Consider the following 15478-nt stretch of genomic DNA (forward strand, 5'->3'; position numbering starts at 1 on the left):
ACCTCGGCCCCATCCTGTTGCTCACGCTACTCTCGACATCGGTCGTGCTTTCCTCTTTCGGCGGGTTGGGCTTAGCTGACTGGCGCTACTGGTTTTTTTTAGGCACCGGCATCATCGGCGTATCGGCGCTGGCCGTCTCGCTGGTGAACCTGTTGGTCACGCTGGTCTTGTCGCCTCGCGCCTTACCACGACTGGATTTTTCGCAGGGCATTCCATCCGTTCACCGCACCATGGTGATCGTCCCCACCTTGCTGAGCAGGCCGCAAGAGATTGACGATCTTCTCGAAGTCCTGGAGATCCGCTACCTCGGCAATCGCGATCCCAATCTGTTCTTTGCCTTGCTGACGGATTTCCATGACGCGCCAGCGCGCACTCTGCCAGACGATGAGGCGTTGCTCGCCCACGCGCGCGCAGCGGTTCAGGCGCTCAACGAGACCTACCGCGAGGACCGTCCGTGCGTCTTCTACCTGTTTCATCGACCTCGGGTGTGGAACCCTTACGAACGGGTGTGGATGGGATATGAGCGCAAGCGCGGCAAACTGGAGCAGTTCAATGCCTTGCTGCGGGGAGTAGCGAAAACCGCATTCTCGGATATTGTCGGCGATCCGTCCATCCTCGCTTCGATCAAGTACGTCATCACCCTGGATACTGACACGCAACTGCCCCGCGACGCGGCACGCACACTGATTGGCAACCTCGCTCATCCGCTCAATCGGCCGGTATACGATGCCGACAAGGGACGCATCGTCGAAGGCTATGCGATCCTGCAACCACGCGCTTCGATCAGCCTGACCAGTGCAGGCCAGTCACGGTTTGCGAGACTGTTCGCGGGTGACTCAGGCATCGATCCCTACACGCGCGAGGTATCGGATGTTTACCAGGATATTTTCGGGGAGGGGTCGTTCATCGGCAAGGGCATCTACGATGTGGACGCTTTTCGTCAGGCCGTCGATGGGCGCTTTCCGGACAATCTCATTCTCAGTCACGACTTGCTGGAAAGCGGGTATGCGCGTTCGGCACTGGTGACCGATGTCGACCTCATTGAAGAACATCCGGCCAGTTACGCCATGGAGGCCAGCCGGCGCCATCGCTGGATACGCGGCGACTGGCAGCTTGCCGGCTGGCTGCTCCCGCGCGTGCCCGGGCCGCCCGAGCCAAAGGAATCGAAGGCGAAGCGGCAACCGAACCCGCTCACCGCCTTGTCGGTGTGGAAAATTTTCGACAACCTTCGACGCAGCCTCGTGCCACCGTCGCTGCTGGCCTTGCTGGCAGGCGGTTGGTTGTTTGGCCCGGGACCGGCGTGGTTCTGGATCCTGCTGGTCGCGGCCGTGGTGTTCTTGCCCACCTTGCTGTCCACCGTGATCGAGCTCATCCGCAAGCCTGAAGAACGTGATTGGCTGGTGCACCTGATCCTGACCAGCAAATCCGCAAGCCGCCCAATACTGATGGCTTTGCTGACACTGGTCCTTTTGCCCTACGACACGCTGATTTGCCTGGATGCGATCCTGCGCTCGGGGGTGCGGATGCTGTTCACTCGACGCGGATTGTTGCTCTGGCAACTGCCATCCTATGCAAGTCGCAACGCGCGCTGTACGCTGGCCGGTTTTTTTAGGGAGATGTGGATCGCGCCTGTTCTGGCGATGTTGCTGGGATTGGGCTTGGCTTTGTCTGGGGATTGGGGATTGGGGGCCAACCGGTCGGCGGAATTGCTCTTCTGTGCGCCCGTCTTGCTGCTCTGGCTGGCGTCGCCAGTCGTCGGCTGGTGGATCAGCATGCCGCTGGTGTCCCCCGCACCGGACTTGAGCGTCGATCAACGGGCGTTCCTGCGGGCGTCGGCCCGGCGAACGTGGCGCTTCTTCGCGGAGTTCGTCGGTCCACGGGACAACTGGTTGCCGCCCGATAACTACCAGGAATATCCGGCTCCGGCCATTGCCTCGCGTACCTCGCCGACGAACATCGGCATGTCGCTGCTGGCGGACTTGGCTGCGTATGATTTCGGTTACATCTCCACCGGAGAATTCCTGCGCCTTGCCGAGAACACACTGGCTACGATGGAAAAGCTGGAACGCTACCGCGGCCATTTTTACAATTGGTACGACACGCGCACGCTGCAACCGCTACACCCGCAATACGTCTCTTCGGTGGACAGCGGCAATCTGGTCGGCAGCTTGCTCACCTTGCAAGCGGGACTGGCCGAGTTGAAAGATCAGCCGGTGCTGTCATCAAACGCATTTCAGGGGCTGCAGGACACCTTGCAAGTGCTTGTCGAACACCTGCCCTCGTTACCCTCCCTGGATTTTGCGAAGAAGATCAAGTTCTTGCAGGACACCCTGCACTCGCTCACTTTGCCTGAACTCACACCCAAAGCGCAGACACTGGCTGCCGCCGACAGCTTGCTGGACAAGATTCACCTCGCTGGCGAGGAGCTGGTTGCAGGGTTGCCAGCGGATATCGATATCGATGGCGAACTGTATTACTGGGCGCAGGAATTCGAGCAGCAATCCCGCGCACTTCGAGCTGACCTTGGATTCCTGGTGCCCGAGCCGCGGCACTTCAGCGACATCCCGACACTGGCGGAATTGGCCAGAGGGAGCGCAGTCGACACGAAAGCGCTGGCGTCAGCCGCGGCGGCAGGATCACGTTATAAGGGCGCGGTGGGGCGGCTCCGTATCATCGACGATTTGGTGGATCGTTGCCGCGAACTGGCGCTGATGGATTTTGAATTTCTCTACGATACGTCATGCGGTTTGCTGGCCATAGGTTACGACGTAGGCGAACGGCGCCGCGATCCAACCTGCTACGATCTGCTGGCATCAGAAGCGCGCCTGGCCAGTTTCCTGCTCATCGCGCAGGGACAGGTACCGCAGAAGCATTGGTTCTCGCTCGGCCGCCTGCTGACCAGTCATGGCGGCGAGGTGAGCTTGATTTCGTGGAGCGGTTCGATGTTCGAGTACCTCATGCCGCAGCTGCTCATGCCGAGTTACGACAACACCTTGTTGGAGCAGACCTGCAAGGCCGCGGTGTCGCGCCAGATCGAATACGGCCGACAACGCGCTGTGCCCTGGGGCATTTCCGAGTCCTGCTATAACGCCACCGATATGCACCAAGTCTATCAATATCGGGCGTTCGGCGTACCCGGACTAGGCTTCAAGCGCGGGCTGGGAGACGACCTGGTCATCGCTCCTTACGCCAGCGCGCTGGCGCTGACGGTGATGCCGCGGGAAGCTTGCCGCAACTTGCAGACGCTGGCCGCCACGGGTTTCCTCGGCGTCTATGGATTCTACGAAGCGGTCGATTACACCCCATCGCGTGTGCAGCGGGGCAAGAATCACGCCATCGTACGGTCCTTCATGGCGCATCATCAAGGCATGAGCCTGTTGGCCTTTGAGCATGTATTGCTCAACCGGCCGATGCAGCGCCGATTCATGTCTGCCCCCCTGGTACGGGCGACGGAATTGTTGCTGCAGGAACGTGTGCCGAAGAAGGGAGCCACGTTGCACCCACACGCTGCTGAAGTGAGCGCCGCCGCGCGTCCCCCTGCCGCAGAAGAAGGCGCGATCATGCGCGTGTTTACCGACCCGAACACGCCGATACCTGAAGTTCACCTTTTGTCCAACGGCAGGTACCACGTCATGGCGACCAATGCCGGTGGAGGTTACAGCCGCTGGCGCGACCTCGCCATCACCCGTTGGCGCGAGGACGCCACTGCCGATTGCTGGGGCACATTCATTTACTTGCGCGACCGCGACACGGGACGTTATTGGTCAACCGGGTATCAACCGACACTGCGCAAGGCCGATCACTGCGAGGCGATTTTCGTGCAGGCGCGCGCTGAATACCGGCGGCGCGATCAGGCGATCGAAGCGCACACCGAGATCAGCGTTTCACCTGAAGACGATGTCGAGATCCGCCGTGTCACGCTGACCAACCAGTCGTCCCGTACCCGCCATATCGAGGTAACAAGTTACGCTGAGGTCGTGTTGGCGCCGCTGAATGCCGACCTGGCCCATCGCTCTTTCAGCAACCTGTTCGTGCAAACCGAAATCCTGCCCGACCGGCAGGCGATCCTCTGTACGCGGCGCCGCCGCACACCGGGAGAGCAGGTGCCGTGGATGTTTCACCTGTTGGCAGCACCTGGTGTGGTTGCCGACGAGCCGTCTTACGAGACTGACCGCGCCAAATTCATCGGGCGAGGTCGAACGGCGGCCAACCCGGTGGTACTGGATCGCAGTGACAGCCCCGCCCATTTATCAAAGCGGTTGTCGAACACGGATGGTTCGGTGCTCGATCCCATCGTGGCGATCCGCCGCACCATCACCTTGTCACCCGACAAATCGGCGAGCGTGCAGATCATCTCCGGTGTCGCGGACACGCGCGAGGCAGCATTGGCTTTGCTTGAGAAGTACTGCGACCGGCACTTCGTTGAGCGTGCCTTTGAAATGGCCTGGTTCCAAAGTCAGGAGGTGCTGCGCCACCTCAACGCAAGCGAAGCCGATGCACAAATCTATGGCCGTCTGGCCACCTCCGTCATTTACGGCAATGCCTTGCGCCGCGCCGCGCCCAGCGTCATTGCCCGCAACCGGCTTGGTCAGTCCGGGTTGTGGCGCTTTGCTATCTCGGGCGACCTGCCGATCGTCCTGATGCGCATCGGCGACTTGAACCGCATCGATTTGGTAAAACAGGTGCTGCTAGCCCATGCCTATTGGCGGATGAAGGGCCTGGCTGCGGACCTGGTGATCGTGAACGAGGATTTCTCGGGCTACCGTGCGGTTCTGCAAGACCAGATCATGGGGCTGATCAACTCGGGTCCCGAAGCGCAAATTATCGACAAACCGGGTGGGGTCTTCGTGCGGCGTGCCGAAGAACTTTCCGAGGAGGACCGGGTCTTGTTCCAGACTGTCGCCCGCGTCGTGTTCAGCGACACCGCCGAGACCTTGGTCGAGCAGGTGGAACGCCGCGTGTCGGCAGAGCGTGTATCTGATCTTCTGGCACCAGTACAGCGACCGGCAGTTGACCGGGTCTATCCGCTGTCAGCGCGCGAACGCATTTTCTGCAACGGCCTGGGGGGCTTCACGCCCGACGGACGCGAATACGTCGTCACCCTCGAGCCTGGTCAGAATACGCCGGCGCCGTGGGCCAATGTCATCGCCAGCCCGCACATTGGCACGGTCGTCAGCGAGAGCGGGAGCGCCTATACCTGGGTGGAAAACGCGCACGAGTTCCGGCTGACCACTTGGCACAATGACCCGCTTAGCGACAGCAGCGGCGAAGCGCTATACATCCGCGACGAGGAAACGGGTGCATTCTGGTCGCCAACGCCGTTGCCCGCCCGCGGCCGGTCCGGGTATGTGTGCCGGCACGGGTTTGGGTACAGCGTGTTCGAGCATTACGAAGCCGGCATCTCTTCGGAACTGTTCACCTACGTCGCCATGGACGCACCGGTGAAGTTCGTGGTGGTAAAGCTGCGCAACCATACCAGGCGCCCGCGTCGATTGTCGCTGACCGGGTATTGGGAGCTGGTGCTCGGCGAGTGGCGACACGCCAATCTGATGCACATTGTGACCGAAACGGATCCCCGCAGCGGGGCGCTGCTTGCCCGCAATGCTTACGGCCGCGAATGCGCCAATCGGGTGGTCTTTGCGCAGGTCAGCGAGCTGGAGCGTACGGTGACCGGAAACCGAACAGAGTTCATTGGCCGCAACGGCTCGCTGGCCAACCCGGCGGCGATGCGCCGCAAGCGTTTGTCGGGCAGAACCGGTGCGGGCCTTGATCCGTGCGCCGCGATCCAGACCCAGATCGAACTGGCCGAAGGCCAAGAGCGCGAGATCGTGTTCATCTTCGGCGCGGCCCACAACAGCGACGAAGCGCAGCATTTCATCCAGCGCTTCAGCGGACCGGCTCGCGCACGGCAGGCATTGGAAACGGTGTGGGAACACTGGAACCACACCTTGGGCGCGGTGCACGTGGAGACGCCGGATCCGGCGCTGGACGTATTGGCTAACGGCTGGCTGGTCTACCAGACCTTGTCCTGCAGGCTGTGGGGCCGGAGTGGTTATTATCAGTCCGGCGGCGCCTACGGTTTCCGCGATCAATTGCAGGACACCATGGCGTTGATCCATGCGACACCGTGGCTCGCCCGCGAGCAGTTGATCCGTTGCGCCGAGCGCCAGTTCCTCGAGGGCGACGTGCAACACTGGTGGCATCCGCCCAACGGGCAAGGCGTGCGCACCCATTTCTCCGATGACTATCTGTGGCTGGCGTATGCAACCTGTCGTTATGTGCTGGCGACCGGGGATACGGGCGTACTCGACGAATCCGTCCATTTTCTGGTAGGCCGCGAGTTGATTCCGGAAGAGGAGGCTTACTACGACCAGCCGCAACGTTCGACTGAAGCGGCAAGCCTCTATGAACATTGCGTGCGTGCTATCAAACATGGTTTGCGCTTCGGCGCACATCAATTACCGCTGATGGGTTGCGGCGACTGGAACGATGGCATGAATCTCGTCGGTCGTGATGGCAAGGGCGAGAGCGTTTGGCTGGCGTGGTTCCTGTACGAGAACCTTGAGTTGTTTGCCGGCCTGGCGCGTGGCCGAGACGACGCGGCCTTTGCCGAAGTTTGCACCGGGCAGGCGGCGCTGTTGCGCAACAACATCGAGGCCAATGCCTGGGACGGCGCTTGGTATCGGCGCGCCTATTTCGATGATGGCACCCCCTTGGGCTCGTCCGACAATGACGAATGCCAAATCGATTCGATCAGCCAGAGTTGGGCGGTCATTTCGGGAGGTGGCGATCCCCTGCGAGCCCGCCAGGCGATGGCTGCGGTGGACCAACGCCTGGTGCGACGCGATGCGCAGTTAATCCAACTGCTCGCCCCGCCCTTCGATAAATCAGACCTGGAGCCCGGTTATATCAAGGGCTACGTGCCCGGCGTCCGCGAGAACGGCGGCCAATATACCCATGCCGCGATTTGGGCCACGACGGCGTTTGCCATGATGGGTGACCGGGAACGCGCCTGGGAATTGTTCGCCATGCTCAATCCCGTCAATCACGGCAGCACGCCTGCGGAGATCGAACGCTACAAGGTCGAGCCGTACGTCATGTGCGCGGATATTTACGGGGCGCCGCCACACACCGGCCGGGGCGGTTGGACGTGGTACACCGGGGCGGCGGGCTGGATGTACCGGCTGACCGTGGAAACACTACTGGGCCTGCAACTGGAAGTGGACCATCTGCGCATTGCACCGTGTATCCCGGCCCATTGGGAGTCGTACAAAATCCACTACCGCTATCGCGAAACCGTCTACCATATCACCGTCCAGCGCGTCGGTGAACAGTCGGAGCAGGTGATCCGCGTCACGGTGGACGGCGTCGAACGCCCCGACAACATCATTCCGCTGATCGACGACCGCCAGGATCACGCGGTCGAAGTGAGAATAATGGCATCACCCCCAGTTCACTCATAACCAAGGAGATAAACATGAACATGACTTTAAGCCTCGCCCCGCTGGTTTCGCTGATCGCCGGCATTCTCATTCTGCTGGTGCCGCGTCTGCTGAACTACATCGTCGCAATCTATCTGATTATTATCGGCTTGATCGGGCTGTTCGGCGGGAGCGGTTTTCATATCCGGTGATAGCAGCGCGAAGAATTACGACCAGTGTCGCTGGCAAAGTGTGCCAGGGTGGTATCGCTCTATCCGCAGAGGTTGATCAAACCAGCTAAATCTGATGAACGCAACAACCAAAACAGCCCTCTACGAGGGTTTGGTGACTAAAGCCGACCACCAGGCCAGCCGGCTTCTTTCATTATTCATGCGGTTATCGCGGTTATCGTTTAAGTAAGTGCCATGGGTGTCTGACCCCATGTGTTTTGCTATAAATACCAAGGAGCCATGTTATGCCCTATAAAACCAATAAAGATTTACCAGAAAATGTAACCAATGTACTTCCTGCCCATGCACAGGATATTTACCGGGAAGCATTTAATCGCGCCTGGCAGGAATATGCGAGCCCTGAAGAACGCCGGGGAGATGCTTCCCAGGAAGAAACGGCGCATAAGGTGGCATGGTCAGCGGTGAAGAAAAAATATGAAAAGACCGGTGATACGTGGGCAGCAAAAGAATGATTATAGTGTGTAGTGTGTATCTGGGAAGCTAATGTAAAAATTCCCAAGGGTTGATGCCTGACGTGAAGCCGGACCAGGGCGACAACCGATTCAACAGAGGAGAGTCTTATGGCTAAGTGCATGCCGGCGATGCAGGCCGCTGTTCGACAAGATACGGCGCGGCCGATACTCATGCCAAAAGAAGCGCACCACGCACCGTGACCGTGATTGCCTGCCCGGATGCCGAATGACCGCTGCGTGTCGGTGCGCGTGGTTCAAGGGAATTGAACTCAATCCGGTATGTGCGATAGCGTACAGATATCGCCTGGTGTTTCGAATACCCTGCAGGACAATACAGTACGCCCGCGCCGACACGCGGAAATGTCGAGTCTGAATTCCTTAATGCATTCTAAATTTGTGGAACTCCTGACCCACCGTGAACAATGTGCCTGCCAACAAGCAGCAAGTTTCCGCGGCCCCGTCTCCACCAACGGTTGTCGTCAGCGGCGATGGCGATCGTCTCGCGCTAGCGGGTGCGCTTGAAATAGTCACGCTCCTCGAAGCAAGAAATTTCCTGAAAAAATGGTCGAGGAAAGGACCATCCCACGTGCTTGATATTTCCGGGATCGACAGTCTGGACACGCCGGGTGCGCTGTTTCTGTGCGGTCTTCGTGACAAGGGTGTGGAACTCACCGGCATCCGCGCCGAACACCTGGCGCTGCTCGATCTCATCTGCGGGCTCGACCTCAAGCCGTTACCGAAAGTAGAATCCGTTCCACAGTGGCGCCAGATCATTATCCAACTCGGCAAAGGGGCACACGATGCCAGGCACGAGGCGCTCGATGTCATCACTTTTGTCGGTCGTGCAGCGAGTTGGACCCTTAACGCCCTGATGCACCCGCATTGCCTGCGCCCGGCTGCTATATCACGGCATGTAACGGAAACCGGCATTCATGCGCTGCCCATCATCGGTCTGATGGCCATCATGATCGCGGTTGTCATCGGCTATCAGGGGGTGGCCCAGCTGCGCCCCTATGGCGGCGAGGATCTCACCATCGACCTGGTGGCGGTATCGGTATTGCGCGAAATGGGCGTGTTGATCACGGCCATCATGGTAGCTGGCCGCTCGGGCTCCGCCTTCACCGCCGAAATCGGCGTCATGCAGACGCGCGAGGAAGTCGACGCGCTCAAAGTGATGGGCATCGAGCCCATGCAGGTGCTGGTCGTGCCGCGGGTGATCGCGCTGGTCATCACCCTGCCGCTGCTCACGTTTTTTGCCGACATCCTGGGCCTGATTGGCGGCGCCGCGATTGCCCAGTTCCTGCTGGATGTATCGCCGACGCAATACCTGACGCGCTTGCCGCACGTTGTCGACGGCAGCGATCTCTTTGTCGGTCTGGTCAAAGCGCCGATCTTTGCTTTCTTCATTGCCATCGTCGGCTGCATGCACGGACTCCGGGTGAGCGGCTCGGCGGAGAGTGTCGGCCGGGAGACCACCCGCGCCGTGGTGAAATCGATTTTCCTGGTCCTCGCGCTCGACGCACTCTTCTCCATCCTGTTCGAACTCCTTGGCATATGAACAGCCGGGCCAAAGCGCATTCCGAACCGATCCTTTCTGCGCAAGGTATCGTCAACCGGTTCGGCAAGCAGGTGGTACACGATAAACTCAACCTCGACATCGCGCGTGGCGAAATCATCGGCATCGCCGGCGGATCGGGATCAGGCAAGTCTGTCTTGCTCAAAACACTGGTTGGCCTGCACCAGCCTGATGCCGGCGAAGTTTTCCTCAACGGCAAGTCGGTTCAATCCATCGGCGCGGCGAAAAAGGCTGCTCTCATCGGTGTGCTGTTTCAGCAAGGGGCATTGTTTTCCTCGCTGACGGTCGCGCAGAACATCATGCTGCCGATGTGCGAGCATACGGCGCTGCCGGCCAAAGAGCAGGAACAGATCGCGGCGATGAAACTAGCGCTTGCCGGTTTGCCGGCAGATACCGGCATCAAGTTTCCCTCCGCGCTTTCCGGCGGCATGGTGAAGCGCGCTGCGTTCGCGCGGGCCCTCGCGCTCGACCCGAAGATTCTTTTTCTCGACGAACCCACCTCCGATCTCGACCCGATCGCCGCAGGCGGCATCGACGCACTGATCCGGCAGCTCAACCATAGCCTCGGGATTACCGTCGTTATCGTCACGCACGATCTCACAACCTTGTTTACCGTCTGCGACCGCATCGCCGTGCTGGTCGACAGGAAAATAACCGTCGACACGGCGGACAAGCTGATGAAATCCGACCATCCGTGGATTCACGATTTTTTTCACGGGCCGAGGGCGGAAGGCGCAATGAAAGCAAGGAAACCAAGCCATGGAAACTGACAAGCACTATTTTTTCGAAGGGCTGTTCATCATCGGGTTCTCCGTTGCCGCAGCAATTTTTGCCGTGTGGCTGGGAAGTGCCGGCCGCCATGATGATGTGCTCTACCGTATCCATTTTCCCGAATCGGTAAGCGGGCTCACGGTCGGCGATACAGTGAAATACCGGGGTATCGATGTCGGCACAGTCAAGTCGATGATTATCGATCCTGACAATTCGCGCCTGGTACTTGTGGATGTGAGGTTGCGCAAGGAAACCCCGGTCAAGACCGACACCCGTGCCACCCTCGCTCTGAAAGGCATCACCGGTGTCGTTTTTATCGAGTTGAACGGTGGAGACCCGGCGGCGAAGACCCTGCTTGCGGTCACGCCCCCGGACAAGATTCCCGAGATTCCATCGGAAAAAACCGGCCTCAAAGCCATGCTCGACGAGTTGCCGAAGCTGGTCGAGAAATTCGGCGCTTTGGAGGACCAGATCAAGAAAGTCGTAACGAACGTCGGTGCGCTGACAGATAAGGTCAAGGCCAACCCTTCCCTGCTGCTCAGACGCCCTGAGAAGGAGAACAATGATGCCCGAAGGAAGTGAGAGGAAATCGTAATCCGTTCCTGAAGATTCCCCTCATTTGCTATCTTCATGGCTCACGGAAAGGGCCCTCAATAAGAAGCACACTGTACGATCAGTTGTCACTTTGTTCAGTGCAGTGCCATCTGCGTATTTGCGAGAATTAGCATCTATCATTAATTACTGAAATCAGTAGCGCAACCGTAGCCATGGCTCGGCACCTAAAGATCAAGGAGAAAATGAAATGGCAAAAATCGAAGAGATGGAATTGGAGGGACATCGCAGTCAAATTATCGCTGACGTGAAAAGCTTGGTCGAAAAGTATCGCGCCATATTCGATTGGGATGTACCGGAAATCGATCAAGGCGTTGCGGATAAACTAATCCTGGTGGAAATGCGCAAGGCCTTGGATGATATCGAAAAGAAATTGCTAGGCTAACAGAACCTTGGGGCCTGTGTACCTGGTTCAGTCATCTGAATATCCGAGTAAAACGGGGTGAAATAACACCATTTAAAGGAGCGTCAAAATGAAGAAATCACTTCCGCCGCACGATCCCATCGAGTCTATGGGTGAAGCTTATGAATTGTTGCTGGAGAAGGCGCAGCAGAAAGCGCATCAAAGCGGTGCCGCCGTCCACCAAATGATCGCTGAGATTCGGGGCGATATCGTGGCCTTGACCAAGTTTAGTGAAGATGAAGTTGTCAAACTGGAAGCCTATGTGAAACGGGACCTGAACGATGCTGCGGGGTATCTGGACAAGACCGGCAAGGATTTGAAGGAATGGGTGGGCTTTGACGTGGAGTTGATGAAGCGCGAATTTTGGGATCGTTTTTCCGCAGCGGCGGATCAGACCACGAAAGCGCTGTATCGATTAAAGCAACAGGCGGCAAGCGCCGAATATCATACCGGTGAGCTCACTGGGCTAGGAACGCTGGTTTGCGATCAGTGTGGTGAAAAATTGCATTTTCACAAACCGGGCCACATCCCCCCTTGCCCCAAGTGCAACAGTACGCACTTTCATCGGCAGAATTTTGAATAATTCAGATCGCAATTTCCAGGTCACAGTCCCGACAAGGAGATCAAGGCTACTAGTCACAAATAAAACGAGATGCGCCCACTAGCATCCTGTCGGGCTTGAAGAATCGAAGCGAAGTGGGTTAAGCAGGCAAGCCGAGTAGCGGATGGTGGCAAACTTCGGCTGGGCGAGGGCATATTTTGCGAGCCTTTGCCTTACGGCTAACTGTCGTTTCCTGGGCTCTATGTGCGTTAACGCACAGCACGTCCCGTGAAGAAGTGGCAGACTGTTTTCATAATTAACGAAAACAGTTTACCCCGGAGGTTGGATATGCATTTTTCATCCACTAAAACCAAAGAAACCGCGACAGCGTCTGCTCCTCCATCTGTCCTAAAAGTGGGCATCTGGCTTCTTCTGAGGCGCGCCAAACTTGGCCTGCGGCTGGTAAAAGGATGGATTTTCCGGGGTGGTTCCAGTAGACGGCTAACCCATAGTGTGGGCAAGAGAGATTCCTGCGAGATGCGAAAGCTGTGTGGCGGGCATGACAAGAACAAACAGGGGCGCTGAGATGGGCAATACCTATAGCCACACGACGCCGACTGATGCGCTGGTGATCTTCGGCGTGACCGGCGACATCGCCTACAAGATGATCTTTCCGGCGCTCTACGCGATCGCCAAGCGCGGCGCCCTCAGCGTGCCGGTGGTAGGCGTCGCCGCCCCGAAATGGAGCCTGGCGCAACTGCGCAAACAGGCGACGGACAGCATCAAGCAAGCGGGCAGGATCGATGACCGGGACGCCCTCGACCACCTTCATTCCCTGCTCCAATACGTGGACGGTGATTACAACGAACTAGCAGCCTGTCGGACTTAAAGAATCGAAGCGCAGAGGGTCAGGCAGGCAAGCCGCGTTGCGGCTGCTCGCAAAAATGAACTGGTCGAGGGCAGATTTTCCCGATTTTCAAGCCAATAGTTATTCATATTGGCGAAGGAAAGCTGGGAAATATGCACCGGCCAGCTCATTTTGCAGCCGATTTCCTTTAAGCCCGGCAGGCTGCTAGGTACGTTCAAAGCGCTCAAGCAGGTGCTGGGCGACGCCCGATGCCCGACCCACTACCTCGCCACCCCACCCGCGCTGTTTGCCATGGTTATCAAAGGGCTCGGTGCTACGGGCCTGGCCGATCAGGCGCGTGTCATCGTCGAAAAACCGTTCGGGCGCGATCCGGCCTCCGCGCGGGAGTTCAACCGCATTGCGCTGTAGGTGTTTGTGGTAACGCGCTTAAGGGGCAAAGCGTGTATGCTGTACGCGTGATGCCCATCCCGCTTAGGCGATCATTCAGAGACCGCAATGGATACCCCGCAGAGCCCCAATCAAAACCATCTTCTCGCCGCTCTGCCCACGGCTGAATTCGAGCGCATCGCTCCCCACCTGGAGTTGGTCGCGATGCCGCTGGGCGAAGTTCTTTGTGAATCCGGCGGCCAGTTGCAGCACGTCTATTTTCCGACGACCGCCATCGTGTCCCTGCACTACGTCATGGAGAACGGCGCATCGTCCGAAATCGCGGGAGTGGGCAATGAGGGCGTACTCGGGGTTTCACTTTTTATGGGCGGCAATACCACGCCCAGCCGGGCCATCGTGCAGACTGCGGGCCACGGTTACCGACTGAAGGCGCGGTTGATGATGGAGGAATTCAATCGCGCTGGGCCGATGATGCGTTTGATGCTGCGCTACACCCAGGCATTAATTACCCAGATATCTCAAACTGCGGTCTGCAATCGGCATCATTCGGTGGAGCAGCAACTGTGTCGCTGGCTGTTGCTGACTCTCGATCGATTGCCCTCGAATGAATTGACCATGACACAGGAATTGATTGCCAGCATGCTCGGCGTACGCCGCGAAGGCATTACGGAAACCGCCGGGAATTTGCAGCGCGCTGATTTGATTAGTTACCGCCGGGGTCACATCACCGTGCTTGATCGATCGGGATTGGAATCCCACACTTGTGAATGCTACAACGTAGTCAAGAAGGAATTCCATCGCTTGCTGTGCGATGTCCGTAATCGCCAGGATCCCTCAGCCAGTCCCGGTTAATCCTTGGTCCTGCTTCACGCTTTGCATTAAATCTTCGCGTTATGTGTGGTAACGCACGGAGAGCGGCAGGCTTAATCGCTACAATGCAGAATGCCTGCTCAAGCATTCATCCACGGACTCAATTTACTCCCCCCGGCACCTGCAAGCAAAAGCATGTAATTTTTTGTGCAGGATGAGCGTATAAGTAGGTGAGGTGCTGCTCAACACCTTTGGCCGCGCGATCCGCCAGACTGATTCACGCTTTAACAGAGGTAAGCCATGCCCAAAAAATATCGCGACCCCGCCATTCTCAACCCCGCCGCTGACACGGCGGAAGGCATCACCGAGATCCGACGCCAGGAGGCCTTGCTTAAAACCGGGGCCCTGCAGAGCGCGACTCTCAACAGCGCCAATTTCTCGAGCATCGCCACCGACGTGAAGGGCGTCTCCAGATATTCACCGTTGGCGCCGAGCGCATGCTGGGCTACGCGGCCGCCGAAGTGATGAACAAGCTCTTCCTATGCACAGCACTTAATGCGACAGAATCCTTGCGATCCACAAAAGAGGACCAAAAATGAAAGTTGTAACCACAGGACAAGCATCGCAGGGGGAACTTGACCCAAAACTGTTATTGAGCGTCTTGACGGCGGTTAAAAAAGGGGACTTTTCGGCGCGCATGCCGCTGGACTGGATCGGCATCGACGGCAAGATCGCCGACACGCTCAACGACATCATTGCGCTGAACGACAAAGCATCCCTCGGCATCGACCACATCAGCAAGGTGGTGGGCAAGGAAGGGAAGCTGGCGACGCGCATTCCGTTGGGATCTGTCGGCGGCGCATGGGCGCGCCAGATCGAGTCGGTCAATACGCTGATTTCGGATCTCGTCTGGCCCAGCACGGAAATGGCGCGCGTGATCGGTGCGGTGGCCAAGGGGGATATGATCCAGAAGATGGACGTGGAAGTGGACGGCAAGCCGATTCAGGGCGAATTTATGCGCACCGCCAAAATCGTCAACACCATGGTGGACCAGCTCGGCGCGTTCGCCGGGGAGGTGACGCGGGTGGCGCGCGAAGTGGGCACCGAGGGCAAGCTCGGCGGCCAGGCGCAGGTAGTGGGCGTAGCCGGCATCTGGAATGACCTCACCGTCAACGTCAACCTGATGGCCGCCAACCTGACCAACCAGGTGCGCAACATTGCGGTGATCACGGCTGCGGTCGTCAGCGGCGATCTGTCGCAGAAGATCACGGTGGATGCGAAGGGCGAGCTCTTGGCGCTGAAGAACACCGTCAACACCATGGTGGACCAGCTCGGCGCGTTCGCCGGGGAGGTGACGCGGGTGGCGCGCGAAGTGGGCACCGAGGG

Annotated in this window: 13 protein-coding genes; all 13 read left to right on the forward strand. The window is 58.4% G+C overall.

Translation table 11 applies throughout. The features are described from left to right. Positions 1-44: 44 nt before the first annotated feature. Positions 45-7463, forward strand: coding sequence for a GH36-type glycosyl hydrolase domain-containing protein (locus tag VMV64_RS15660; RefSeq protein ID WP_325331996.1), 7419 nt, complete (start codon positions 45-47; stop codon positions 7461-7463). A gap of 14 nt (positions 7464-7477) precedes the next feature. After that, a complete protein-coding gene (locus VMV64_RS15665) occupies positions 7478-7633 on the forward strand; it encodes a DUF3096 domain-containing protein (protein ID WP_325331998.1) in 156 nt (51 codons plus the stop codon). A 263-nt stretch (positions 7634-7896) separates the two neighbouring features. Further along, complete coding sequence (locus VMV64_RS15670; protein WP_325332000.1) at positions 7897-8124, forward strand: ChaB family protein; 228 nt, start codon at positions 7897-7899, stop codon at positions 8122-8124. Positions 8125-8539: 415 nt separating this feature from the next. Continuing rightward, positions 8540-9682: an ABC transporter permease gene (locus VMV64_RS15675; RefSeq protein ID WP_325332001.1), complete on the forward strand. Its 1143-nt coding sequence runs from the start codon at positions 8540-8542 to the stop codon at positions 9680-9682. Continuing rightward, the gene (locus VMV64_RS15680) at positions 9679-10470 is read left to right on the forward strand and encodes an ABC transporter ATP-binding protein (RefSeq protein ID WP_325332003.1); all 792 of its coding nucleotides are present in this window, start codon (positions 9679-9681) and stop codon (positions 10468-10470) included. The genes VMV64_RS15675 and VMV64_RS15680 overlap by 4 nt, the downstream gene beginning before the upstream one ends. Next, positions 10460-11053, forward strand: a complete 594-nt coding sequence (locus VMV64_RS15685; RefSeq protein WP_325332005.1) for an MlaD family protein — start codon at positions 10460-10462, stop codon at positions 11051-11053. Before VMV64_RS15680 ends, VMV64_RS15685 begins: the two co-directional genes overlap by 11 nt. Positions 11054-11273: 220 nt before the next feature. Next, positions 11274-11468 (forward strand): hypothetical protein, encoded by a 195-nt coding sequence (locus tag VMV64_RS15690; RefSeq protein ID WP_325332007.1) that lies wholly within the window; start codon positions 11274-11276, stop codon positions 11466-11468. An 88-nt stretch (positions 11469-11556) separates the two neighbouring features. After that, positions 11557-12069 carry a zinc ribbon-containing protein gene (locus tag VMV64_RS15695; RefSeq protein WP_325332009.1) on the forward strand — a complete coding sequence of 171 codons (513 nt, stop codon included), beginning with the start codon at positions 11557-11559 and terminating at the stop codon, positions 12067-12069. 544 nt (positions 12070-12613) lie between these two features. Next, the gene (locus VMV64_RS15700; protein ID WP_325332011.1) at positions 12614-12916 is read left to right on the forward strand and encodes a hypothetical protein; all 303 of its coding nucleotides are present in this window, start codon (positions 12614-12616) and stop codon (positions 12914-12916) included. Positions 12917-13024: 108 nt separating this feature from the next. Beyond that, complete coding sequence (locus VMV64_RS15705; protein ID WP_325332013.1) at positions 13025-13303, forward strand: hypothetical protein; 279 nt, start codon at positions 13025-13027, stop codon at positions 13301-13303. An 87-nt stretch (positions 13304-13390) separates the two neighbouring features. Next, complete coding sequence (locus tag VMV64_RS15710) at positions 13391-14134, forward strand: Crp/Fnr family transcriptional regulator (protein ID WP_325332015.1); 744 nt, start codon at positions 13391-13393, stop codon at positions 14132-14134. Between the two features lie 258 nt (positions 14135-14392). Further along, positions 14393-14617, forward strand: a complete 225-nt coding sequence (locus tag VMV64_RS15715; protein ID WP_325332017.1) for a hypothetical protein — start codon at positions 14393-14395, stop codon at positions 14615-14617. Positions 14618-14789: 172 nt separating this feature from the next. Then, positions 14790-15478, forward strand: a 689-nt coding sequence (locus tag VMV64_RS15720; protein WP_325332019.1) for a HAMP domain-containing protein, incomplete at its 3' end; no start/stop codon positions are given.

Source organism: Sulfuricella sp. (assembly GCF_035531155.1).
Taxonomy (GTDB): domain Bacteria; phylum Pseudomonadota; class Gammaproteobacteria; order Burkholderiales; family Sulfuricellaceae; genus Sulfuricella.